At 67.9% G+C, this 22,472-nt stretch carries 23 protein-coding genes; 6 read left to right on the top strand and 17 right to left on the bottom strand.

Annotation, left to right across the window (positions count from 1 at the left end; translation table 11 throughout):
* Positions 1-28: 28 nt before the first annotated feature.
* Positions 29-1,435, top strand: coding sequence for an aldehyde dehydrogenase family protein (locus OG947_RS22215; protein ID WP_328814107.1), 1,407 nt, complete (start codon positions 29-31; stop codon positions 1,433-1,435).
* An 86-nt stretch (positions 1,436-1,521) separates the two neighbouring features.
* Here the strand turns inward: OG947_RS22215 and OG947_RS22210 are convergent, their stop codons facing one another.
* Complete coding sequence (locus tag OG947_RS22210; RefSeq protein ID WP_328814106.1) at positions 1,522-2,028, bottom strand: TetR/AcrR family transcriptional regulator; 507 nt, start codon at positions 2,026-2,028, stop codon at positions 1,522-1,524.
* Between the two features lie 97 nt (positions 2,029-2,125).
* Complete coding sequence (locus OG947_RS22205; protein ID WP_328814105.1) at positions 2,126-3,598, bottom strand: MFS transporter; 1,473 nt, start codon at positions 3,596-3,598, stop codon at positions 2,126-2,128.
* Between the two features lie 890 nt (positions 3,599-4,488).
* On the opposite strand from OG947_RS22205, the gene OG947_RS22200 reads away from it, so the two are divergent.
* The 5 genes from OG947_RS22200 to OG947_RS22180 all read left to right on the top strand — a co-directional run bounded on the left by OG947_RS22200 (position 4,489) and on the right by OG947_RS22180 (position 7,963).
* Positions 4,489-4,923 carry a hypothetical protein gene (locus tag OG947_RS22200; RefSeq protein WP_328814104.1) on the top strand — a complete coding sequence of 145 codons (435 nt, stop codon included), beginning with the start codon at positions 4,489-4,491 and terminating at the stop codon, positions 4,921-4,923.
* 48 nt (positions 4,924-4,971) lie between these two features.
* Positions 4,972-5,922, top strand: coding sequence for a fumarylacetoacetate hydrolase family protein (locus OG947_RS22195; RefSeq protein WP_328814103.1), 951 nt, complete (start codon positions 4,972-4,974; stop codon positions 5,920-5,922).
* Positions 5,923-5,933: 11 nt separating this feature from the next.
* On the top strand, positions 5,934-6,620 hold the full coding sequence (locus OG947_RS22190; protein ID WP_328814102.1) for a TetR/AcrR family transcriptional regulator: 687 nt from the start codon (positions 5,934-5,936) through the stop codon (positions 6,618-6,620).
* Complete coding sequence (locus OG947_RS22185) at positions 6,617-7,042, top strand: nuclear transport factor 2 family protein (RefSeq protein WP_328814101.1); 426 nt, start codon at positions 6,617-6,619, stop codon at positions 7,040-7,042. Before OG947_RS22190 ends, OG947_RS22185 begins: the two co-directional genes overlap by 4 nt.
* A 549-nt stretch (positions 7,043-7,591) precedes the next feature.
* Positions 7,592-7,963: a histone-like nucleoid-structuring protein Lsr2 gene (locus OG947_RS22180; protein WP_328814100.1), complete on the top strand. Its 372-nt coding sequence runs from the start codon at positions 7,592-7,594 to the stop codon at positions 7,961-7,963.
* A 3-nt stretch (positions 7,964-7,966) separates the two neighbouring features.
* Here the strand turns inward: OG947_RS22180 and OG947_RS22175 are convergent, their stop codons facing one another.
* The 15 genes from OG947_RS22175 to OG947_RS22105 form a co-directional block, all read right to left on the bottom strand.
* Entirely contained in the window at positions 7,967-8,545 is a 579-nt protein-coding gene (locus tag OG947_RS22175; RefSeq protein ID WP_328814099.1) for a hypothetical protein, read from the bottom strand.
* Between the two features lie 17 nt (positions 8,546-8,562).
* Positions 8,563-10,209, bottom strand: coding sequence for a peptidoglycan DD-metalloendopeptidase family protein (locus OG947_RS22170; RefSeq protein WP_328814098.1), 1,647 nt, complete (start codon positions 10,207-10,209; stop codon positions 8,563-8,565).
* The gene (locus tag OG947_RS22165; protein ID WP_328814096.1) at positions 10,206-10,532 is read right to left on the bottom strand and encodes a transposase; all 327 of its coding nucleotides are present in this window, start codon (positions 10,530-10,532) and stop codon (positions 10,206-10,208) included. Before OG947_RS22165 ends, OG947_RS22170 begins: the two co-directional genes overlap by 4 nt.
* On the bottom strand, positions 10,533-12,365 hold the full coding sequence (locus OG947_RS22160; protein ID WP_328814294.1) for an ATP/GTP-binding protein: 1,833 nt from the start codon (positions 12,363-12,365) through the stop codon (positions 10,533-10,535).
* A gap of 68 nt (positions 12,366-12,433) precedes the next feature.
* Positions 12,434-13,951 carry an SCO6880 family protein gene (locus OG947_RS22155; RefSeq protein WP_328814293.1) on the bottom strand — a complete coding sequence of 506 codons (1,518 nt, stop codon included), beginning with the start codon at positions 13,949-13,951 and terminating at the stop codon, positions 12,434-12,436.
* On the bottom strand, positions 13,948-15,468 hold the full coding sequence (locus OG947_RS22150) for a hypothetical protein (protein ID WP_328814292.1): 1,521 nt from the start codon (positions 15,466-15,468) through the stop codon (positions 13,948-13,950). Before OG947_RS22150 ends, OG947_RS22155 begins: the two co-directional genes overlap by 4 nt.
* Positions 15,465-16,304, bottom strand: a complete 840-nt coding sequence (locus OG947_RS22145) for a hypothetical protein (protein WP_328814291.1) — start codon at positions 16,302-16,304, stop codon at positions 15,465-15,467. Before OG947_RS22145 ends, OG947_RS22150 begins: the two co-directional genes overlap by 4 nt.
* Positions 16,301-16,933 (bottom strand): hypothetical protein, encoded by a 633-nt coding sequence (locus tag OG947_RS22140; protein WP_328814290.1) that lies wholly within the window; start codon positions 16,931-16,933, stop codon positions 16,301-16,303. Before OG947_RS22140 ends, OG947_RS22145 begins: the two co-directional genes overlap by 4 nt.
* Before the next feature lie 41 nt (positions 16,934-16,974).
* Positions 16,975-17,259 carry a hypothetical protein gene (locus OG947_RS22135; protein WP_328814289.1) on the bottom strand — a complete coding sequence of 95 codons (285 nt, stop codon included), beginning with the start codon at positions 17,257-17,259 and terminating at the stop codon, positions 16,975-16,977.
* On the bottom strand, positions 17,256-17,534 hold the full coding sequence (locus tag OG947_RS22130) for a hypothetical protein (protein WP_328814288.1): 279 nt from the start codon (positions 17,532-17,534) through the stop codon (positions 17,256-17,258). Before OG947_RS22130 ends, OG947_RS22135 begins: the two co-directional genes overlap by 4 nt.
* Before the next feature lie 29 nt (positions 17,535-17,563).
* Positions 17,564-17,857: a hypothetical protein gene (locus tag OG947_RS22125; RefSeq protein ID WP_222626672.1), complete on the bottom strand. Its 294-nt coding sequence runs from the start codon at positions 17,855-17,857 to the stop codon at positions 17,564-17,566.
* A 40-nt stretch (positions 17,858-17,897) separates the two neighbouring features.
* Entirely contained in the window at positions 17,898-18,542 is a 645-nt protein-coding gene (locus OG947_RS22120; RefSeq protein WP_328814286.1) for a DUF6668 family protein, read from the bottom strand.
* A 29-nt stretch (positions 18,543-18,571) separates the two neighbouring features.
* Positions 18,572-20,224, bottom strand: a complete 1,653-nt coding sequence (locus OG947_RS22115; RefSeq protein ID WP_328814285.1) for a cutinase family protein — start codon at positions 20,222-20,224, stop codon at positions 18,572-18,574.
* Positions 20,225-20,250: 26 nt separating this feature from the next.
* Positions 20,251-21,069, bottom strand: coding sequence for a hypothetical protein (locus OG947_RS22110; RefSeq protein ID WP_328814284.1), 819 nt, complete (start codon positions 21,067-21,069; stop codon positions 20,251-20,253).
* Between the two features lie 73 nt (positions 21,070-21,142).
* Positions 21,143-22,327 carry a hypothetical protein gene (locus tag OG947_RS22105; protein WP_328814283.1) on the bottom strand — a complete coding sequence of 395 codons (1,185 nt, stop codon included), beginning with the start codon at positions 22,325-22,327 and terminating at the stop codon, positions 21,143-21,145.
* Positions 22,328-22,472: the final 145 nt, after the last annotated feature.

The raw sequence follows: 22,472 nt of genomic DNA, 5'->3' as shown, positions 1-22,472 counted from the left end.
CCCCATCCTCGCTGACGAAGGACCCACCATGACCCTTACGTACGACGATCTCCTCGCCACCATCACCGATCCCGGAGGCCGAGAGATTCTCGATCCCGCCACCGGCGACCTCGTCGGCCGGGCACCGTTCCGCAGCGTCGAGACCCTCGATGAGGCGATCACGCGCGCGAAGGCTGCTCAGCCTGCATGGGCCGGCCGAACGGACGACCAGCGCAAGGAGATGCTGCTCGCAGCGGCCGACGCCATCGACGCGGCCGCAGAACCGCTCGCGGAGTTGCTCTCCCGCGAGCAGGGCAAACCGCTGAACGGCCCTAACGCCCGCTTCGAGGTCGGAGCGTGCACGAACTGGCTGCGCGCCACCGCGGAGACCGACCTACCCGATCTCACCCTGATCGACGATGGTGAGACCCACGCCGAGCTGCACTACCGGCCACTGGGAGTCGTCGGTGCCATCGGACCGTGGAACTGGCCGATGATGATCACCGTCTGGCAGATCGCGCCTGCGCTGCGCATGGGCAACACCACCGTCGTCAAACCGTCGGAGTACACGCCGTTGAGCGTGCTGGCACTGGCGCACGTGCTGAACACTGCCCTTCCTCAGGACGTACTCACTGTGGTCGCCGGCGACGGCGAGCTCGGGGCTCGACTCGCGGGCCACCCCGACATCGCGAAGCTGATGTTCACCGGTTCCACGAGAACCGGTCAGGCCATCATCAAGAGCTCCGCCGATACGGTGAAGCGCCTGACACTCGAACTCGGCGGCAACGATGCCGGTATCGTGCTACCCGACGTCGACCCGAAAGCCATTGCGCAGGACTTGTTCTGGGGCGCGTTCATCAACACCGGCCAGACCTGCGCCGCACTCAAGCGCCTCTACGTGCACACCGACGTCTACGACGACGTGTGCAGCGCACTCACCGACGTAACCTCGGCCATGCCCATGGGGCGCGGACTTGACGAAAACAACGTATTGGGACCGCTCCAGAACAAGGCGCAGTACGACATCGTCTCGCGACTGGTCGATGCCGCACGTGATTCCGGTGCGAGAATTCTCACCGGCGGCGACCCCGATTCCGAGGGACCCGGGTACTTCTATCCCGCTACGTTGGTGGCGGACATCGATTCTGACAACCCCCTCGTGGTCGAGGAACAGTTCGGACCGGCATTGCCCATCATCCGTGTCGAGTCGATCGACGAGGCGGTCGAGCTCGCGAATGCGCTCGACGTCGGGCTGGGGTCGTCGGTGTGGAGCGCTGACGCCGATGCCGCGCGCGCGGTCGCGGCGCGTATCCAGGCCGGCACGGTGTGGATCAACTCGCACGGCGGCGTGCATCCCATGATTCCCTTCGGTGGGGTCAAGATGTCGGGGTACGGACTGGAATTCGGTGTCGAAGGCCTGAAGTCGGTCTCGGCGCCTCAGGTGATCAACGGGTGACGCACGTCGACAGCCAGTCGGAGTTTCACGCGAGAGCAGCCTCGCAAGCGGTCAGGCAGTGTCTCGGCGCAGTGAATTCGAGGCGCCTACGGCGACGGGCGAACGTCGTCGGTCTGGTCGGTGGCCGGATCGGCGAGGTGAGCGAGGTGCGCGGCAATGTGATCACGAAGTGCGCTCGGCATCGGTGAGCCGGTGATCGTGTCGTGCAGCCACAGGCCATCGGCGGCAAGGCGGGCGATGATCAGGTTCATTTGCTCCGCGGTGGGAGGCAGTGAGGTAGGGAGCGGGGGAGTCCACCGGTTGACGTTTCCGGTCCATGGGGCACTGCGCTCAGTGTTCGTGGCGGCTTCGAGAATAAGGAGCAGTTCCGCTCGTGTTGCACTGTGCGCGGCGATTCGCGCATACGCGGCCAGGCGTTCTCCTTCGGAGAGAGTTTCGGCTGATGTGGTGCCGGCGGCCTCAAGCATCGAGGACTCCCAGTGAGCGGCCAGGAACTCTTGCACAGCACTGAGCAGTGAGTCGCGAGACGGGAAGTGGTAGAGGATCCCACCTTTGGTGAGACTGGCCTCGTCCGCCACAGATTCGTAAGTCACCGCGGCAACTCCGTGTAGCTCGACGACGCGGATCGCCGCGGCGAGGATTGTGTCTCGCTTACTGGGCCGCATCAGCGGGCCCGGCGCCATGGCGCTGTCACGTGCGTGCCTCTTTCGGTGTGTTGTGGGTGTCTGTCTCCGAAAACGAGGCGGTCACTGCGGTTCCTGGACCATGATGCCGCAATAGCCACCCGGTGATGAGGGCGCCGAATGCGAGGATGACCGCTATGACGATGAGGACGATAAGATAGCCGGTGGCATAGGCGTCGTGGGCAGCTTCGAACAAACCCGGTACCGCGTCGAATGAGGTCACCGCATCGGCGAGGCTCTCGCGAGCGGATGTGGGCGCGCCGAGCGGAAGCTCGATGGTGAGCGAGTAAACGAGCGATACCAGGCTACCGATGAGCGCGACGGCGGTTAACGATCCGAACTCGAACGACACCTCCTCGACCGAGGATGCCATTCCAGCGCGGTGCGATGGGGCGTTGCTGAGGATTGCATTGGACGCCACTGCGCCGACGAATCCGAGGCCGACGCCGGTCACGACGAGGCCGATGATGAAGACAGCCAGAGTAGATTCTGCGCCGACCATGAGAACAAGTACACCACCGACGGCGATGGCAAGCCCGCCGGAGATGAGTGGTAGGAGACCGGTTCTGTGGAGGAGTGCTCCTCCCGCAAGTGTCGCGGGTATGTTGCCCGCCGCAATGGCTGCGACCAACAAGCCGGCCTGCAACGGGGTGAAGCCCTCGAGCAGTTGGAAGCGCTGCGTTGTCACCAGCTGAATTCCCACGATTGGGAACAAGGAAATGCCGGCGCCTAGGACGCCGGCAGTGAACACCCTGTTTCGAAAGAGGGTGAAATCCAACAGTGGCTCCGATAGCCGTTTCTGGCGGAGGACGAACATCGTCAGTCCGATGACAGACAGAAGCAGCGATACGGTGATCAGTGTCCAATTTTGAGGAGGGTGAGCTGACTCCTTGATGGTGAGTACTGCTCCGACCAAACCGATCAGAGCCCACAGTGAAGAGAGCTGATCCCAGTTTTTGGCTGGGTTGGGATCGTTCACAGGGGCGATCAAGATGGTTGCGACGATCGCTGCGAGTGCGATGGGTACGTTGATGAGGAATGCCGCGCCCCACCAGAACATTTCGAGCAGGGCGCCGCCGACGACGGGACCCGACGCCATCCCGATCGTCGACGCCGCTCCCCAGATGGCGAATGCGGAGTTGCGCTCGCGTTCGTCCGTGAACGTCGAGGCAATCAACGCGAGCGTTGCCGGCATCATGGCCGCGGCCCCCACCGCCAGCAGTGCTCGTGCAGCGATCAGCACCGCCGCAGTCGGCGAGAAGGCAGCCAGAAGGGACGCTGCGGCGAACACCGACAGGCCGATCAAGAACATGTTTCGGTGACCTACCCGGTCACCGAGAGTGCCAGCGCCGAGCAACAAGCCTGCCATCACGACCGGGTAAGCGTTGATGATCCACAGACTCTGCGACCCGGTCGCACCCAGATCAGTGGTCAGCGTCGGCAAGGCGGTATAGAGAATGGTGTTGTCCATCACGATCATCAGTAGTCCAGCTGTTACTGCCGCGAGTATTCCCCATCGACGCGTACGTGATATCGCTGCTGGAGCTGGTGCTATAGTCACGATCGTAACTGTACTGGATGTACTTTTGTAAATCCCAGCCGGCTGATGAAGCGCCAAGACTGGTGCACCGTCAATCTCAGTTCGCAGCGCAACCGGGTGCTCAGGGCGTGACCTTTCCGCGACCGGGTCCGGTCGACTTGGCTACCCCCTGACTCTGCAACGGCTAGGACTGTGCGTATGCGAGTGGAAGGGCCTGCCCGGCCAGTTGCGATGGTCAGGCGAAGCAATTTCTGGTGATGCGGCCATTGGGTCAGGGTTCCGGTGCATCTTGGTGACTCATGCCGATCGTTCCCGTCGTGTAGGGGCGCCGCGGTCTCGAACTGGCCCGGAGTGCGGACACTCCCGACGCCGGATGGCGTTCGAGTTCGGAGCAACCGCGTCGGAAGATGATCTGCACACCGGGAATGTCGACCACGGCGACGATGCGGTCGACGACCCGACCGCATCGGACGCATGCGGCGTACGCCCGCACGTCGTCAACCGCTGGGCGCCACCTATTCGACAAATGAACGCGGAGACGGCGGCGATCGAACTGTTGATGCCAGCTCGCCGGCGACGGGCTCTGGCTAGAGGAGGCGCACTTCACTGATGCACTTTCGAACTCGCATGCGTCATCGCAACGCCGATCGACTTGCTGATCAGGTCGCCGCGACTCGGCTGAATCACCCCAACGATCTCGGGGGCTTCTGCATTCGAGGGGCTCGGCGCGGTTGTCGAATCTGGCGGATTCCCAGCAGGGGTTGCTTCAGGGCGATGCTCCATGTATCAATGTTATTGAGCGATCAGTTAATTATAACTTGGGGGTGGGAGTGGTTGTTCTCGCACAAGTTCTGTTCACCGTGAGTATTTTGTCGTTCGCTGTGGTCGCAGCTGCTGCGGATTTGAACAAGACGCACGCGACCAACCCCGTGTGGGTCGGTCACGCACGGTTTCACGTGGTGTGGCAGGTCGCGACACACATCGGTGTCGGTGTACTCGCGCTGGTAGTCCTTTGGGTCCCCGTTGCTACCTTGCCGGCGAGGTTCGCGATCGCGGGTGCCATCACCGGCATCATTCTGGGCGGATTCTTTCTCTCCGTTCTAGCCATGCCGATGTACGGCGGTGAGATCGCCGACAGCAACGGCTACCGACCACTCACGGTCACCATCGGCGGGCGACACCGCCTCGTCGACCAGAACGTTCTCCTGTTCTCTGCTGGTGTGACCATCCTCGTCGTGGCGACTGCGCTCGCTGTCACTCTGTGAATTCATCTACCGCTGAAGGGTCTGAACATAATGAAGTTAGCCACAGGAATGATCGATGGTAAGCAGGGTGTTCTGGTCGAAGTCGCCGGCGGGAAGCTCGCGTCGGTCGAAGCGGCGACGAACGGCGGCGGTCTGACCATGCGGTCCATCATGGGCTTCAACGCAGTCGAGCGCCGCAACCTGTTGGCAATGATCGATGCGGGCGGCGAGAGGGTGATAGTCGACGCCGACGGCATCGATTGGCTCCCGCCGATGACGGACCCGTCGAAGATCGTCGGTGTGGCACTGAACAACGATGTCTTCAATTACCTGGCGGCCCGAAAGATGACCGCTCCCATGTACTTCCTGACACCACCGAGCGCGATGACCGGGCACGGTACGCACATCGAGGTCGACCCCGCGTGGGGTCTCGTGCATCCCGAACCCGAACTGGCCGCCGTCATCGGCGCCACCCTCAGACGCGCGACACCCGAGGACGCTGCGGCGGGCGTCTTCGGCTACACCATCATCAACGACATCACCTCGCCCGGACTTAAGTCCGACGACAGCGTCGAGTTGGTGATGCCCGAGGGCATGACGGTCGACGAACCTTGGCGGACGATGCGCGGCGACGACGACCGCTCCCTCTACCTCACCTACCACGCCCGATCCAAGGGAACCGACACCTTCGCGCCCATCGGACCATGGATCGTCACCGCCGACGAGATCACCGAACCGAACGACCTCACCGTCCGCGGATACCTCGACGACGACCTCGTCCTCGAGGACTCCACCGCCAACCTCACCTTCGGCATCCACGACGTCATCGCACACCTGTCCCAGACGATGACCCTCACGCCGGGAGACATCGTCCACTTCGGCACGGCCGCACGCCCGGTGCTGCCCGACCGGTACCCGACCATCCGCTCCATCGACCTCACGCGCCACGGCCATAGGGTCAGTGTGGAGATCAACGGCCTCGGCCGCTTGGACAACCCCATCCGCAGAGTGTCCACCTGACCGAAATGAGCATGATGGCGAACGACGACGAAGGCCACGCCCCCGACGGGCGCCGCGTTCGCGGTGCACGTACTCGTCGAGCCATGATCGACGCCGCGACGTCCCTGTTCTCCACCCGCGGTTACGCCGGCACGGGCATTTCGGAGATCGCTCGCAGGGCGGGCGTCAACAGCGGATCGATCTACCACGCGTTCGGCAACAAGGAAGGCCTCCTCGACGCCGTCATGCACACCGTCGCCGACACGATGATCACCTCGGTCGAGACGCTGCCGCACCAGGAGAACGCCACTGCTGCAGAACGACTCGACGCCGCCGCTCGCATTCTCGTCGGGGACCCGGTGTTCCTACGCCTGTTTCTGCTCTTGGCCCTGGAACAGGACGAGAATCCCACAGTCAGAGCCACCGTGGAATCGGTGCGCCGACGTGCACGCGATGTCGTCATCGCGGCCATCGAACCGTCCCTCGACGCGATACCGGCCGCCCGACGCCCCGCAGCAGCCACTGCCGTGGGCCGCATCGCTCTCATCCTGCTCGACGGAATCTTCGTCTCTCACCAACTCGACAGCGAGGCAGACGATCTCGACGCCACACTCGCCCTGGTGACCATGATGGTCGAGCTCGCGATCGAGCGACTCCCGACCCTCCTCGCAGACCCCGATTCGTCGCCACCGACGTCACATCACTTGGAGAATCCATGACCACGCTCGCCACTATCCGATCCGACATCGACGCTCTCGTTGCCGAATTCGCCTACCGCATCGACCATGAGGACGGGCACACGGTGCACGAATTGTTCACCGCCGACGGCACCTACGACCTGTCCGGATGGGTCATCACCGGACACGAACAGATCAAGCGGTTCTACGACGACCGCAGAAACAGCGGGCCACGGACCTCCCGCCACCTCTTCACCGGCCTACGCCTCGACCCCACCTTCACGGCGGAGGCAGTGACAGGGAGCTGCGTACTCACCCTCCATGCCCACGCCGGCGTCGCACCCCTCCCCCTCGACCCCGTCATGATCGCCGACTACGCCGACACATTTCAACGATCTATGGACGGGCAATGGCTGTTCCACCGCCGTACGGTGACACCCGTGTTCCTCAACACCATCAAGTAATCATTCACCGTGCCCGGGCGTGGCGGTCGATCAATACGCCGACTACCACTGGGCCTGGTACGCGCCGCGACGGTCTGTACGTGGAAATGCTGGATAAGAAGCTGTCGACGCATTTTGCCCGTTATGGCGTTTTCGGGCTCAGCATGAGACCTCCTCGACTGAAGGTTCAAGAGTCGCCCGCTTAAGGCGCATCATCATCGAGACGTCGAAGTCGACCGGCCAATACGTTTGAAACGTACGCCGTCACAACGCTCGAAACAGGGTGCCCGCCCCGACGGGATGGAACCACACTGCTTTGTGCACAGGTGGCGACACAGGACGATAGGCCATGTCGCTACTGATCAGACGAGATGTTCGCGAGGGCGGTCGTGCAGGCAGCATGCCCGGCGCGACGTGAAATTATTATTACCTCGTGAGGTGGCGACGCTACGAGCACTATGAGTCACGACAGCGTTTATGTTCGCGTATTTGCGGGCAGCGATCGCTCGAGTTCCTCACCCTTTCGCATTCATGCGTTCAGGTGATCAAAGGGCGGCTACGATCTCGGCCGTGACGAAACGCGAGATCGTGGAATTGACCGATGACATCGACGGCAGCGGCATCGCCGACGGGGCCGGGGAGACGATCGACTTCTCCGTCAACGGTGTCGACTACCGGATCGACCTGAAAGACAAGAACGCCAGGGAGTTTCACCGCAAGCTCGACTACTACATCGAGCACGCCGAGCGGGTTGGTGGCCGCAAGCGGAGCGCTCATTCCTCCGCTGTCATCGACGCCGCAGTTGCCGCCGGGAAGCCTGCGAAGCGTGATCCGGAACAGACGCGGGCGATCCGGGAGTGGGCGAACGCGAACGGGTACGAGGTCAGTGACCGCGGCCGGATCCCCGCGGCAGTCGTGGAGGCGTTCGACGCCGCCCACTAGCCCTCACAGGCTGCTGCTGATGATCCGGTAGTCGCTGACCTTCCACTCTCCCTCGGCGTCGTCGTTCAGCGTCACCGTGGCGGTGTAGGTGGTGCACGGGGTGGCCTGCCCGGACTGGTGCTGCACGGTCTGCGCGATGGTGATCGGGACGGTGGCGGTGTCGCCGTCGACAGCGGTGTCCCCGTCGGCCCGCACGACGGCGGTGAGGGTGTCGCCGTTGCGCGCCCACGCCGCCCAGTCCGAGATGGTTTTCGGGGCCGGTGACGGCGCTTGTGCTGCGGCGATGGCTATCGGGCCGGTGAGGTGACCGACCTGGGTGTGCAGGGCGTTCCAGGTCGAGTCCTGAACTGCCGGTTGCCAGGTGAACACGCCGGCCATGACGACGGTGGCGACGTCGACCGGGTCGGTGCCGACGGGGTCGATGGTGAACCCGGCGTCGGTGCCCCCGGCGGCGGGGGTGTCGTCACTGTCGCCGGTGACCCACAGCGCGACGGCGGTGCCGACGGCGACGATCAGGACGACAGCCAGGGCCGCGAGCACGGCAGCAGCGGTGGGGCGTCGGCGGTGGTGGGTGTCGAACACGGGTGCTCCTTGGCGGGTCATCGGGCGAGGTCGTAGTCGCCGGCGGTGGCGGTGATGGTGGTGACGTAGTTCTGCGTCTCCGCATACGGGGGGATGCCGCCGAACTGCTGCACTGCTCCGGGTCCGGCGTTGTAGCCGGCGAGCATCAGCTCCACCGGATCACCGGTGACGGCACCGGATTCCATACCGGGGCGCAGGTCGTCGAGGACGGCGCAGTTGTAGCGTCCTTGCGCCATGACCGCATCCCCCACGTCGTCCGGGTCTCCGGCTCCGGCGGGTCCGGTGACCTCACCGGTCTCGTCGTCGACGGGGAACCCGTAGGACGCCCAGGTACCGGGCAGGAACTGGGTGTAGCCGCGCGCCCCGGCAGGACTGGTCAGACCGGATTGGAACCCGGACTCCTGCTCGAGCTGTGCGGCGAGGATGGCCGGGGAGAGTTCGCGGCACTGCGCCGCGGACAGCGGCAGCCACTTCTCGAACTCCGGTGGGATCTGACCGGCCGCGAGGTCGGCGTGGTCGCCGATACCCGCGCCGGGTGCGGTGGTGCAGGTGCCGTTCGCTTTCGGGGCCGATCCCGCCCCACCCGGTGCGGCGCCGTATCTCTGCCCGGGGGCGGGCGGGCCGTGGCCGATGGTGGTGACGTGGACGTGGTCGAAGTGGTTCTGCGTCGGTGATCCCCTGTCCTCCATGACGTTCGGTTCGCCGTCGGAGGGGATGTACTGCTGTCGCCAGATCATGTACTCGATCTGCAACACGTCGCGGTTGGCCCAGAGATAGTCCTTCACCTGATCGCCGAGTGCCCTGCCCTCCTCGGAGGACCAGTTGTCGATCATGATGTCGGCGGCCCGCCCGGACGGGTGATCCTGGGAAATCGGATCCGACGGCCGCCACCCGCCGATGGTGGTGATCTGCGGGAACTTCGCGTGGACGGCGCGGGCGACGCGGACGGTGTCGACCTGGAAGTGCTCCTCCGACCCGACCGCCGCCGGGAGTGCTGCCATCTCCGCACCGCTCGCCGACACGGCGACGTCCGGTGCGGCCGGGGCCGGCGGGGTGGTCGACGGCGAGCTGCCCGGTGCCCCGGAACTGGCTGCACCGGAACCGGGCTCGGCGGCTGCGGCGTAGAACGGTGCCGGGTCGACGGCGTTGCCGAGTGCCCACCCGCCGGGGTGGTACTCGAAGTGCAGGTGCGCTCCGGTGGTGTCGCCGTTGTTGCCCTCGTTCGCGATGTGCTGGCCGGCGGTGACCCGGTCCCCGACTGTGACGAGGACGCCGTCGGGGAACATGTGCCCGTAGACGGTGGAGACGACCTGGCCGCCGATGTTGTGGTCGAGGACGATCCACTGCCCGAACCCATTGGCCGCACCGGCTTTGGAGACGACACCGTCGGCGTAGGCGTAGATCGGGGTTCCGATCGGACCGGCGAGGTCGATGCCGTTGTGCTGCGTTCCCCACCGTGGCCCGAAGCCGCTGGTGAGCCGCGCTTCGCCGGTCTTCATGGGCTTGGCGAACGAGCCGGCAGGGACTCCCCCGGCCGACGGCACGGAGGTGCCCGAGGGCAGGCAGTCATCGTCGCCCGATGGGCTCAAGGTGGTGACGAACAGGACCACGAACAGTGCCGCCGCGAGGACCGCGACGAGGGCGACGATCCCGCCCTTCCTCACCGCCGCGCCCCGCTCATGACCGACTCGGCGGTCACCGAACGCGGTGAGACCGCGGCGAGCCGGTCGGTGAGGCTCCGATTGACCGCGAGCAGCCGCTCGATCTCCGCCTCGGCGGCCCGCAGCTTCGCCACGACCTCGTCGGCGGCCGGGGCGCGGGAGGGACCGAACTCGGTCTTGATCCACCGGTTCACGGTGTTGACGTGCGCGCCGATCTGTTCGGCGATGGCGGTGACGCACTGGTCGCGGGAGGCGTAGTTGGGCCGCGAGGACCGGTAGGTGCTCAGCGCCCAGTTCCGGACGTCCGCCTCGTAGCGTGGCCGCATCTACAGGTCCCCGGTTCCGGTGTGGGCGGCGGCGAGGTCGCCGCGGCCACCCTGGAAGTACTCCGCGAAGCGGGCGTTGGTGTCGTGGACTCCGGTGTCGAGCTCGACGTCGGTGAACACCGTCTGGATGGGGATGCCGGGGGTGTTGTCCTTGGCGACCTTGATCAGAAACTTTCCCCGCCCGATGGGTGCGCGGGCGGTGCGTCGTTCCGCCGAGCGCAGCGCGGCCCCGCGGGACCAGGAGGTCACCATGCTCGCTTCGGCGGGGGTGAACTTGAGTTCGCCGGAGAGTCGTTCGACCTCGCCGATGGGCAGCCCGCCGCACACGACCATCCCGGCGCGGTCGATGAACCCTTTGGCGGTCTTGATGTCGGCTTCGGTGGGCAGGGTCTCGAGGTCGCGGCCGGTGTGGGTGATCATCAGCAGCCCGGCGCCGTCGGTGCGGTTGAGGCGGGAGATCTCGTTGACGCGGGCGACCATGCCGGGGCCGGCGCCGATGACCTGCCACAGCTCGTCGAGGGCGAGCAGGAACAGTCGTTGCTTCTCGAGGCCGGCGTCGGCGAGCAGGTGTGCCGCCTCCACGGTGCCGTAGGCGTCGGCCCAGCAGGAGAGCATCACGGCCGCTTTGAGGGTGGTGTCACCGCGGTCGAGGGAGGACACATCGATGACGATCATGGGGGCGTCGAGATCGAGCGGTTCGGAGGTGTGGTCGGCGAAGATGTCGCCGAGTGGGCCGGAGATGAGCGCGCCGAGCGCCTGCATCAGCTCGGTGATCTGTGCCCGGTATCCCTCGCGTGTGGTCTGGTAAGTCGCCTGCATCATCGCCGCCGATCCGGCGTCGATGCGCGCGTAGAGGTCCCGCAGCAGCGGCGGGTGCTGGTAGCTGAACTCACTGCCGTCGGAGTAGAGCTCACCGAGGGCGGTGCCGATGAGGGAGTTCTCGAAGGCCTTCACCGAGTGGGTGTCGTAGCGGATCAGCTCCACCAGCGCGCACACCGCGTTGACCTGCCGGGTCCGTACGGTCAGCTCGGCCGTGCCGATCAGCTCGTCGAGCATCGACGCCCTGGCGCGGTCCCCCGCGGCTGCGGCGTCGACGCGGGCGCGGCGGATGCGGGCGACGGATTGCCCGAGGGTGCCGGCGGCGAGCGGATTGAGGTGCCCGCCGCCGTGACCGAGGGTGACGACCTGACCGCCGACGAGACGCGCGAGCTTGACGTACTCCGCCTTGATGTCGCCGGCGACGATGGGCGTCTGCCCCCACGCAATCGCACCGAGCAGGATCTTGCGGATCAAAGAGGACTTCCCCAGTCCGGGAAGAGAAAGCACGAACATCGACGGGTTGGCGATGTGGTTGTCGCGGAAATAGGCGAACGGATCGCACGAGACTGCTTCCCCAGTGACGTCGTGCTGCCCGACGATGGTGCCCGAGGCCGGTGCAGCTGCGCCGATCGCCCACGGGTTGAACCCGCAGACCTGCACCGACGACGCCTCGTACTCGATGGCAGCGGGGACGGCGAGCATCCGGCCCCCGCCGGCACCGATGTGACCGCGGGCGGTGCTGCGTGTGGAACTGCGCCACCACGGATCGCCGGTCACCTCCCCGGAAGCTCTGCCGCCGGCGTTACGCCAGCGCGCCAGACCGATCCCCGTGCGCGTCCATGCGGCCGGCTCGTCCTCATCGCCTGCGGCGATGCGCTCCGCCAGCGCTGCGTAGTCGACGTCGGCGATCAACCAGCGCACCCCGCGAGGGAGCATCCGCACGGCGACTTCGACGCCGACGTCCGTGTCGAGACCGAGATCGGGTTCCAGGCGAGGGCGAAACGTGGTCGTCATGGGGACCTTCCGGTCGGGGATGTCTTCGGTGGGCGGCGAGTCGGGCGTACAGGTCGGGCGGCAGCAGCTCAGCTGTGCCGCACCAGCGCCGAGGTGGTGACGTGGTCGGGCAGCAGGAACCCGACGCCCAGGCCGGCGGCGAACGCGGCGTCCTGGAAGCCGTGGGCGCGGCGCAGCCCGAGGCGGGCGCGGGCGGCGAGCGATTCGATGACCGCGGCGGCGTTCGCGACGTCAGCGGGATCGGCCACCGTGATGGTCACCAGCGCCGAGTAGCGCAGCTGCCCGGCCCCGGCCACCATCTCCTTGCGGGTCTGCGAGGTGATCTCGAGGCGCTTCTCCGCTTCGGCGGAGCTGATCTTCGCGCCGCGGGAGTTGATGGCGTGCAGCGCGTCTCGGTGCTGCTTCTCGACCTTCTTCGCCGCGTCACCCGCGGAGAACGGCCGATAGATCAGGGTGAGCCGCTTACGCAGCAGGTCGTCGTGCGGCTGGAGCAGCGGCTTGAGGACGGTGTCGGTGAACACCGATTCCGGCGGCGCGGCCATCTCGTAGACGACGGAGACGACACCGTCGTGCCGGTACTGCCCCCACACCGAGGAGGCGCGGCCGGGACCGGCGTCCTCCCACGCCACCCCGTGATCGAGACCGGCGATGTCGAGTTCCTCGAAGTCGTTCTCCGTCGACGGGTTGTACGAGCGGTGCACCGCGGCGGTGATCTCCGCCGCGGTCATCGGCTGCGCGTCGATGCCCGCCCCGGCGAGGTTGCCGTAGAGGTCCGGCAGTCGCCGCGCCAGCTCGGCCGCCATCTCCTCCGGATCGTTCTGCCGTTCCTTGGTGGTGGCGCGGAAGGTGATCGACAACCGGGCCAGCGTGCGGTGCCGGCCCGACGGCATCCGCACCGACGACTGCCGCACGAACGCCGTGGACAGCTCCGGTGCGTACGGGACGACCTCACGCTCGACCAGACGAGACAGGCGCAGCCCGGTCGCGGGAATGTTCTCCACCACCACCTCCGCGCCGACGATGTCGCCCGGCAGGCCGAGGTCGGCGAGGTAGACGCCCCACTCGGCGGTGTAGAAGTCCTTCTCCCCGCGGGCGACGGCCTCGTCGCCGCCGGGGAGGCAGTCGATGACGACGGTGTACCGCTGCTTCTTGGGGTGATGGATCATCCCGAACTCGTTGCCGTGCCGGTCCATTCCGACGTAGAGCGTGGTGTGCGCCAACCACCCCGGCAGCCGGTAGCGGCCACCGGGGATCCGCGAGTGCGGTCCGGCGTGATACTCGGCGGAGCGGCTGACGCGGGAGCGGAAGAACTGCATTCTCAGGTGACCTTTCTCGTAGAGGGAGCGCCCGCCCGGCGCGATCGCCAACGGCGCGAGGAGCACCGCGCCGAACGCCATGAGAGCGAGGCCGGCGGGGACGTTGCCCCAGATCAGGACCGCGAACGCGAGGGCGAAGAAGCCGCCCGCGTAGGCGATGACCTTGTTGGAGAGCCCGAACGCGAAGGTGCTCTTGGGGCGCGTTCCGGCGGAGTAGATCGCCGGTTCCTCAAGCGGTGCGGCTGCTGTGAACGTGGCGGGTGCGGTCATCGCTGAATCCGTCCGTGGTAGTTACCGACTGCGCCCTCGGCGGCGGCACCGAGGTTCCCTGCGATCTGGGCGGCGCCCCGGATGCCGGTCCCGGCGGTGCGCATCGCCCCTGCCGCTCCCGTCATCCCCACAGCCGCGATCTGGCGTCCCGCGGTGCCAGCTCTCGACGCAGCGCCGAGCGGACCCGATCGGTTAGATGCGGCCGAAGATGGGGACGAGCCGCCGGTGTAGCGGCCCTGCATCCCGGGGACGGGTTTCGCGCCGGTACCCGCAGCGCCCATCCCACCGCCTCCCCCACCGGACGACGGCGGTGAGACGGTCCGGGCCACACCGCCCAGTGCGCGAGCACCGGTCGCGGCGGCCCCACCCGCCAGCGCGCCACCGGCGGCGGCGAGACCGGCGGCCTGCGCTCCGCCGGCGGCGATGGTCTCCGCGGCCGGGGCAATGATCCGCACCAGCGTGGGCAGCGCGAATCCGACGATCGCCAGCAGCACCGACCCGATGATCACCGAGGACACCGGATCACCGGACGTCGCGGACTGCGCCCAGAACGCGAACAGATACAGCAGCGTCGCAACGGGCTTGAACAGCAACGCACCGATGGTGAAGGCGATCATCGACTTGTAGGACGAGCGGCCGGTCGCCGTTGCCGAGGATGCCGCGGCGAGCGGGATGACGGCGACGACGACGCAGAGCACCGCCTCGCGGATGAGCAGCGCGATGAGCTGGGCGACGGAGCCCAGGAACGCGAATCCGGCGCACGCGAGGGCGAACACCGGTCCCAGGCCGGTCTTGTCGTCGAACGCGGTGATGGCGGTGATCTTCTCGTTGAGGTCCGCACCCACGAACTCCTTCAGCGCGAACGCCGACGCGGCATCTCCGCCCTGGTGGAGCATCAACACCAGCACCGGCAGTAGTGAGACAGTGAAGACGGTGCGCACCAACATGTTCGCGGTCTCCGTCGCCCCTTCCATCACGGCTTGTTTGCGGGCGATGGCGAGTTTGGTCATGGCGATGACGATGGAGGCGAACAGCGCCGCGATGGTGAATCCGGAGACGATGTTGCGTAGCCCCGACATCGCCGTCTCCGCCCCGAGTCCCGGAATGCCGGTGGTCATCCAGAACGTCATCACGGTGCGGAAAGCTTGCGCGTTGCCTTCCATGACGGCTTTGGCGAAGTCGCCGACGGAGTCGCCCCAGAACGCGGAGGCAGCGGACGACGCTGCGGTGGCCACGGCTGCGCCGGGGTTGTCCTCGAACGAGTTGAGCAGGCACGCCCCTTCGGCCACGACCTCGCCGGTGATCCCGTTCATGAAGTTCTGAAGGGCGTTCCCGTCGAGTGTGTCCGCGAGGCATTCGCGCCGATCCTGTTGAAAGGCATTGCCCTCGTCGGCGATCCCGGTCACCGGAGCCACCGGGGGCGGGGTCGGTTCCTGGGCGGCTGCGGTGCCGCCGCCGAGGCCGAGCAGGGCGAGGAGAACGACGACGGCCGCAGCGAGGCGCGTCAGCCGCGTCACGAGAGCGTCCAGGGGGTGAATCCGGCGATGCTCGCGACGTCGGGTGTCGCAGAGACGGATCGGCCGTCGAGTCGAGCGCGCCACTCGCCGCTGTCGTGGAACAGCGAGGCACGCATGACCTGCCAGACGGGAGTGGTGCGCCGCTGTCCGTTGTCGTCGACGGGGACGTTGATCGCGTACTCGACGGACGCGAAGTCGTCGGTGCAACTGACGATCCGGAACGCCTCGGGCGCCGGGAGCGAACCCGCCGCCGAGAAGCCGTCACCGGTCCACGACTCACCAGCCAGTTGGCTCTCGAGCTCCGGCGTCGAGACGGTCAGCTTCTCGTAGGCGTCCTTCGCCACCGGGCCTGGTCCGAAGACGCGGCCGATCCAGTTCCACCCGGCGAGCGCCGCACCCTGGGGGGTGCGGGAGTACCCGGTGAGCACGTTGCCCTCGACGCGGGTCGGTCCGTCGCTGGTGGAGACCAGCGTCGGCAGTCCGACGGTCTGCTGGATCTGCACACCGGACGGGGACGAGACAGGCCCGGCGGTGTCGCACCCGCTGCGCTCGCCTGCCGGTTCCTGCGTAAGCGGCGCTCCGACAGGGTTGTTCGGGACGGTGACCTTACGACCGAGGATGTCCACGACGGGGGTTGCGAACCCTGTGCGGCCGTTGTCGACCGAACCGGAGACGGACGGGGCCGGTGCCGGCGCGGACGTCGTCGACGGGTCGGCGGTGTCGGTGGCCCCATCGTCGTCCCCGAGGTTCGGGACGACGAAGACCAGGCCACCGATGACGGCCAGGACCACGAGGACGGCGGCCGCGATCAGCAACCGGCGGACGAGGGTACTCATGAGGCAGCTTTCAGTTCGGTGTAGCCGGCCAGGTCGTCGAGCTCGGCGGCGTCGATGTTCTCCTCGGGAGTGGGGAGCACGATCCGCCAGTCGTCGCCGACCCACTGCAGGGCGACGGGGTAGCTGTAGAGCTGCGAGTCCTCGCCGATTGTTTGTGCCACCGACACTGCGGCGGTCGACGCATCGGGTTCGTAGGCGGTGACGTCGAAGCCGACGAACCGCGGCGCGGACGCCTGCGGCACGGCCCCGGCGACGGTGACGGCGGCCCGGGCGACCGCGAACGCGTCGCGTCCCGGGCCCGGCGCGGTGACGGTGTTGACCACCTCGGGCCAGGTGCGATCGTCGGCCACGGCGAGCGCGGTCTGCCCGTTGATCGCGGCCAGAACGGCTCCCTGCGGGGTCTTGTCGTATCCGTGGCGAGTGACTCCGCTTCCCGTCGACGGTCCGGCACTGGGCGAGCTGGGCACGTCGACGCCCCCGACGGTGCGCCACTCGAGGTCGGCCGGTGCGGAGGCGGTGTCGATCTGTTCCTCGGCAGGCGCGGTGTCGCTCGACTCCGACCCGCAGGCTGCGGCGATCAGGACGACGGCGACGGCGGAGGTCAGGCAGGAGATGCGGGGCAATGTCACGGGCGGTGCACCTTTCGAGGAGTGGACGTGGCGGCGAGGGTTCATGCCAGGACGCTCTGGGCGAGTCCCGATGCGGAACCGATGACGGCGGCGCAGATGAGGATGCGGGCGAGGGTGGCGTCCTCGATGACCTGAGTGCCGGTGGACTTGCGCTGGTTGACGAAGACCGCTCCGCACACGAACAGCGCTGCGATGCAGACGATGATGGCGAACCACAGCAACCAGGACAGGGCGCTCATCAACGGATCCCACACCTCGGCGGGGAACGTCACCGGGCCGGTCGGCGGCTGTGCGAGCACCGCTTCAGTGGAGGCTTCGCCGATCACGGTGCGGTCCCGCTGCCGGTGGAGGTGGCGACGGCCGTCGTCTGTGCGGTGTCGATCATCCAGTCGATGCCGCCGCTGAGCGCGATGGTGGAGATGGCGACGCCGGCGATACCGCCGAACAGGGTGCCGACGGCGCGAGAGCTTCCGGACACCAGCAGGACCACACCGAACGCGATGGCGATACCGGACGCGATCAGAGTTCCGCGGGCGAGCGTGTCGAGCAGGCCCAGCGCGGAGTCGAGGACACCGGTGGCGGTGCCTTCGAGTTTGGCCACGCCCGTGCGGACGATAGCGGCGGTGGCGCTCACAGGACGAGGCCGTTGACCAGTCCGGCGGCACCGCCGATGATGACCGCTCCGACGAGACCGCCGACGAGTTTGCCGGTGGAATTGCCGCCGCCGCCGGTGATCTTCTCGTAGCCGAGCATCGCACCGCAGATCATGATTCCGGCGACGGAGGCGAAGATGCAGCCCCACATCAGCCAGGACATGAGGGTGGTGATCTTCTCGCCGAACTCGCCGTTGGGTGCCTGAGGATCGACGTCGCCGATGTTCTGGGCGAGGAACACGGTGGCGTCGGTGCGGAGTGTGGTGAGCATGGTGGGTCCTTTCGAGGCAGGTGGGTCGAACCGAGGTGGGTCAGTGCCCAGCGGCGCGGCGGGCGGAGTCGAAGGCGGTGTGACCGGCGGCGACGAGGCCGGGGTGCGGGGCGGCCGCGGAGGTCACCGACCGCATCCGGCCAGGAGGCGGTGGGTCCGGTTGGGCCGGCGACCACACCGCGAGGTCGGAGTAGGTGTGCACGCGCAGGTCCGGCACCCACGGCAGGTGCCACACCGCGGGTGCGGCGGACGCCACGACGTCGGCGCTGCGCCGCAGCGTCTTCGGCAACTTCCCCGGTGCGTCCGGGACCAGAGCCAGACCGAGGACGGTGCACCCACCGGTGAGACCGGCGGCCGACTGGAGCAGCAGGTCGTGGGCGGCGGCGAGCCCGGTGCGGTGGGTGCGGGCGACGACGATGACCGACCGGTACCGGTCGTGGGCCGGCCACCCGCCGTGCGCGTCGGCGGCGGGTGCCCAGACGCGCGCGAGAGTGGACACTCCTGCGCCGCCGTGCGCGCCGAGCAGCCACATCACCGGCGGTCGCCCGATACCGGCGACCGGTTCTGTGTGGACCGGTGCCTGGCGGTCGACCGGTGGGATCCGCAGACCGGCGGGGACGACGGGGGCCGATCCCGAGGTGTCGTCGCTGTAGAGCTCGTGATTGTCGATCGGCTGTGCGGCCATGTCGACGTCTCCTTCTGCGGGTGAGTCGGTCACCTGGCGGCGGTCGGGGTGGACCCGGCCGTCGTCGGCGGTGCCGGCGTGGTGGTGGTGCCGCTGGTGGTCGCGGACCGGCTGCTGGTCGGTGCGGCGCCGACGGCGGTCCGCGCACTCGCGGTGAGGATCTGGCCTGCGCTGCGGACGGTGTCGGGGGTGGCGAGGAGCTGGGCGCTGCGGCCGAGGACGGCCCCGACCTTGTCGGCGAGAGTGCTGTCACCGGTGAGATCCGCGGCGAGCGCGACGATCCACCGCACCGTCAACTGCACCGGAGTCTCGCCGCGGGTGCCGACCGGGACGCTGTCGTAGGAGCCGTGTTTGACGGCGGTGTTCCAGTACGAGGTATCGGTGACGAGCTGCGCGAGACCGGCGTTGTCGTCGATGGTGCGGGTGACTTCCTCGAACGCGACGTTCACGGCGGAGTCGATCGTTGCCGGGGGCACCAGCTCGACCGCGGCGGTGCCGACCCTCGCGGCGAGGATGCCCAGTGCGGCAGGGGGGTTGGTCAGGCCGACGGCGGCGAGCTGGCCGATGGTCTCCGGGGTGATGACGTCCTTGGCGACGGTGATGGCAGCGCCGATCGCCATGCCCGCGATCTTGGTGACCGCGCTGACCGCCTCGTCGATGGCTTCGTCGTCGCCGACGGCCGTCGGGTCGGAGTACTTGTCCATCTTCCCGAGCACTGTGTCGGGGGCGCTGGTGACCTCGAACTGACCGCGGGCACTGTCGAAGTCGAGGTTGTCGTTGACTACCGAGGCGCCGGTGAGCAGTGCGGAGCGTCCGACGGCGGTGGAGACATCGGTGAGGATCCGCACCGGGTCGCGGGTGTCCATCGAGGACTGTCCGGCGATGTTGGCGACCATCTTCGCCGCGGGGGTGTTCGCGGGTGTGTCGCACGCGAGATCGCCTGCGGTGCAGTACGAGGCGACGCGGTCGGCGACTGCGCCGAAGTCGGCCTCGGCGGGGTCGGGGGCGATGCCGCCCCCGGCGGGTGGTGTCGAGGCGACGGCCGGTGCGAGCTGCACGGACTGCACCGCCGCGCCGTCGGTACCGGGGGCGGGTGCGGGACTGGCGTCACCTCCGCCGAGGACCGGTTCGCCCTGTCCGCGCGTGGGGTCGGAGAACAGTGCACCGCCGGCGAACCGGTCGGCGTCGATGGGTCCGGTCCCGGCTCCGATCTTGCGGATGACCTCGGAGGCGATCTGACCACCCTGGGAGTACCCGGAGACGAACACCCTGGTGCCGGGACACTTCTCGGCGATGTCGCCGATCATGGTGGTGGCGTTGTCGATGCCGGTCTGCACAGATGTCGCGTAGGTGTCGGAGGAGGGGTCACCGGGCTTGCCGCCGAACGACGCCGGGTACGGGACGTAGCTGCGGTCCAGCGCGGGTTGTGCGCCGGAGTTGGCGTCGCGCATGGCCGGGACGGTGAGCCGGGAGAAGAACCCGGAATCGGCGTCGGGTGAGCTGTTCTCGTCGATCTCGGTGGTACCGGGGACGACGACCAGGTGCAGCGGTGCGCACCCGTCGGCGGCGGGTGCTGTCGTGGTCGGCGCGGCGTGCGCGGTCGCGGCGGCGAGCAGGGTCGCGGCGACGGCGGTGCCCGCGACGGCGACGCGAGCCGTTCTGCGGTGCGGGGCGGGGGTCATGGGTGGTGCCTCTCGTCGAGCTGGGATCAGCGGCGGGTGATGGCGGTGATGGAGGTGGTGCCGCCGGACTCGGCGGTGGTGAAGCGTTGAGAGGAGGTGCGCGGGTCGATGCCGGGTCCGCGTTCGAGAACGGTCACGTCGTAGACGCCGGATGCGATGGGGTCGGCGAGGACGCAGAACTCGACCTCCGTTTCGAGGGCGTCGATGCCGATGCGCAGGCGCTCGGCCGATGCCATGACGGCTTCCGGTGCTCCGACGGCGCGGGCCGCGACCGGGTCACGGTCGTAGTAGAACGCCTTCTCGAAGCGCCAGATTGTGCTCAGTCCGGGATCGGTGGTGTCCTCGGTGACCGGCTCACCGGCACCTTGGCCGGCGCACCAGGTGAAGTCCGCGGCGGCAACACCGCCCGCTGCTGGTTCCGCCGCGACGGTAGGAGCGGCCTGCGTGGTCGGGAGAAGTCGTGCTGGATCCGCGGTGAGGGTGTCCTCGGAGGCTCCGGTGAGGAACACGGCGGTGGCGCCCACCGCACCCACCAGGACGAGGAGTGACGCGGTGACCGCCACGGCGGACCGGTGACGACGCCACCACGAGGGCCTGGCAGCGGGGCCGGCGGCTCCGCAGCGCAGGGTCTCGGTCGCCGCGTCGAACGTCGATGTCGGAGCGTCCGCGAGCCAACCGTCGTCGTCCGTCTGGGGGTCTCGGTCGGCGAGGACGGTCAGGCGTCGGTTCGGTGGAGTGTCGGTGGACGCGGCGGGACTGGCGGTCGGAACGGGGGACCGTTCGCCTGTGGCGGGCGGCGCGGCGTCGAACCAGTCGTCGGCTGCTGTGTCGTCGGGATGAGCCACAGCGGGACCTCCTAGGTCGGATCGGGCGAGCGTTGGGTGCGGTCGAGCGGTGCCGGCCGCACCCGACAAAAGGTCAGGCCCCGATGTTCAGAGCGGACAGTGCGCCGGACAGGGCTGCTGCGCCCTGATCGAGCACGGGGGCGTTGTCGGCGATCACGGTGTCGACCGCGGCCAGAACGTCCGCGCCGCCGAGCACGTCGGTGACCGCGTGTCGGGCCTGCTCGACGTAGGCCGGGGCCGTGTCGACGACCTGCTGGACGCCCTGCGGCGGCGTCCACACCGGCGCGGCCGCGGCGGGAGCCGGTGCCTCGGGTGCGGGTGCGGGTGCGGGAACAGGGGCGGGTTCGGTGATGGTGGTCTGCTGACCGCCGAGTGCGGTCGCGCCGATGGCACCACCGATCGCGCCACCGATGCCGGCACCGATGACGGTGGCGGGGACGCCGAGCGCCGCAGCTCCTGCTCCTACGCCGATGGCTGCGCCGACTCCGGGTCCGAAGACCCACCCGACGCCGGGTGCCCACCATGTGAACGGCACGGTGGCCGCGCCGACCCCGAGGCCGATCAGTCCGCCGCCGACAGCGCCGAATGCGGTGGCGGGGACACCGAGTGCGGCTGCGCCGACAGCGCCGCCGACGACGATGCCCGTCGCCGCGCCTGCTGCGGTGCGGTCGGCCTGCGGTGCGTCGACGAGGCCGGCGTTCACGAGAGCGTTGGCGCCGTCCGCCTGTAGGGCGGAGGCGGAGTTGTTGAACTGCTCTGCGAAGCGGGGGTCTACCCAGTCGGGGCGGGCGATGGCCTGGCTGCCGATGAGGATGGTGCCCTCGGGTGCGTCGACCGGGGCGATGATCTTGCGGTCGACGGTGGGAACGGGAGGCGGCTGGGGCGGGGCGATCGGTGCCGGGGGTCCGACCTGTGGGGCCGGCTGCACGGTAGGTGCCGCGTAGTAGGTGGTCTGGACGGTGGAGGACTGCTGGCGGCCGGACTGGTAGTCGTCGTAGCTGCGCCACTGCGACTGCTTTACCTGCGGGGACGGGGTGAAGCCGGGCAGGAACTCGCGCTGCTGGGTCGGTGCGGGGACCGGGGTGGTGTCGGTGGTGCCGGACTGGGCGGTATCGGGAGCGGTGACGAAGTCCTGCGGGGCGGCGTTCGCCGTCGCGGAACCCATTGCCACGGCGAGTGCGATCGGGACGGCCGTCAGGACGACAGCTCGTTCCTTACGTCGACGGTGTCGGCCGCCGATTCCTTGCTGAGGAGACATGGCTGGTAGTGCCTTTCGTAAGGCGCTGCGTCGCAGCAATAGTCGAAAGAAAGTGGTTGATGGTGGAACCATCACGGTCGGGTTCAGAGGAACTGCGCGACCGAAGACGAGGGTCAGCCTTCGGGTGCGCGGTCCAGTGGACGGG

The organism is Rhodococcus sp. NBC_00297, assembly GCF_036173065.1.
Classification (GTDB): Bacteria; Actinomycetota; Actinomycetes; order Mycobacteriales; family Mycobacteriaceae; genus Rhodococcoides.
This window is presented reverse-complemented; position numbering and strand designations above follow the sequence as displayed.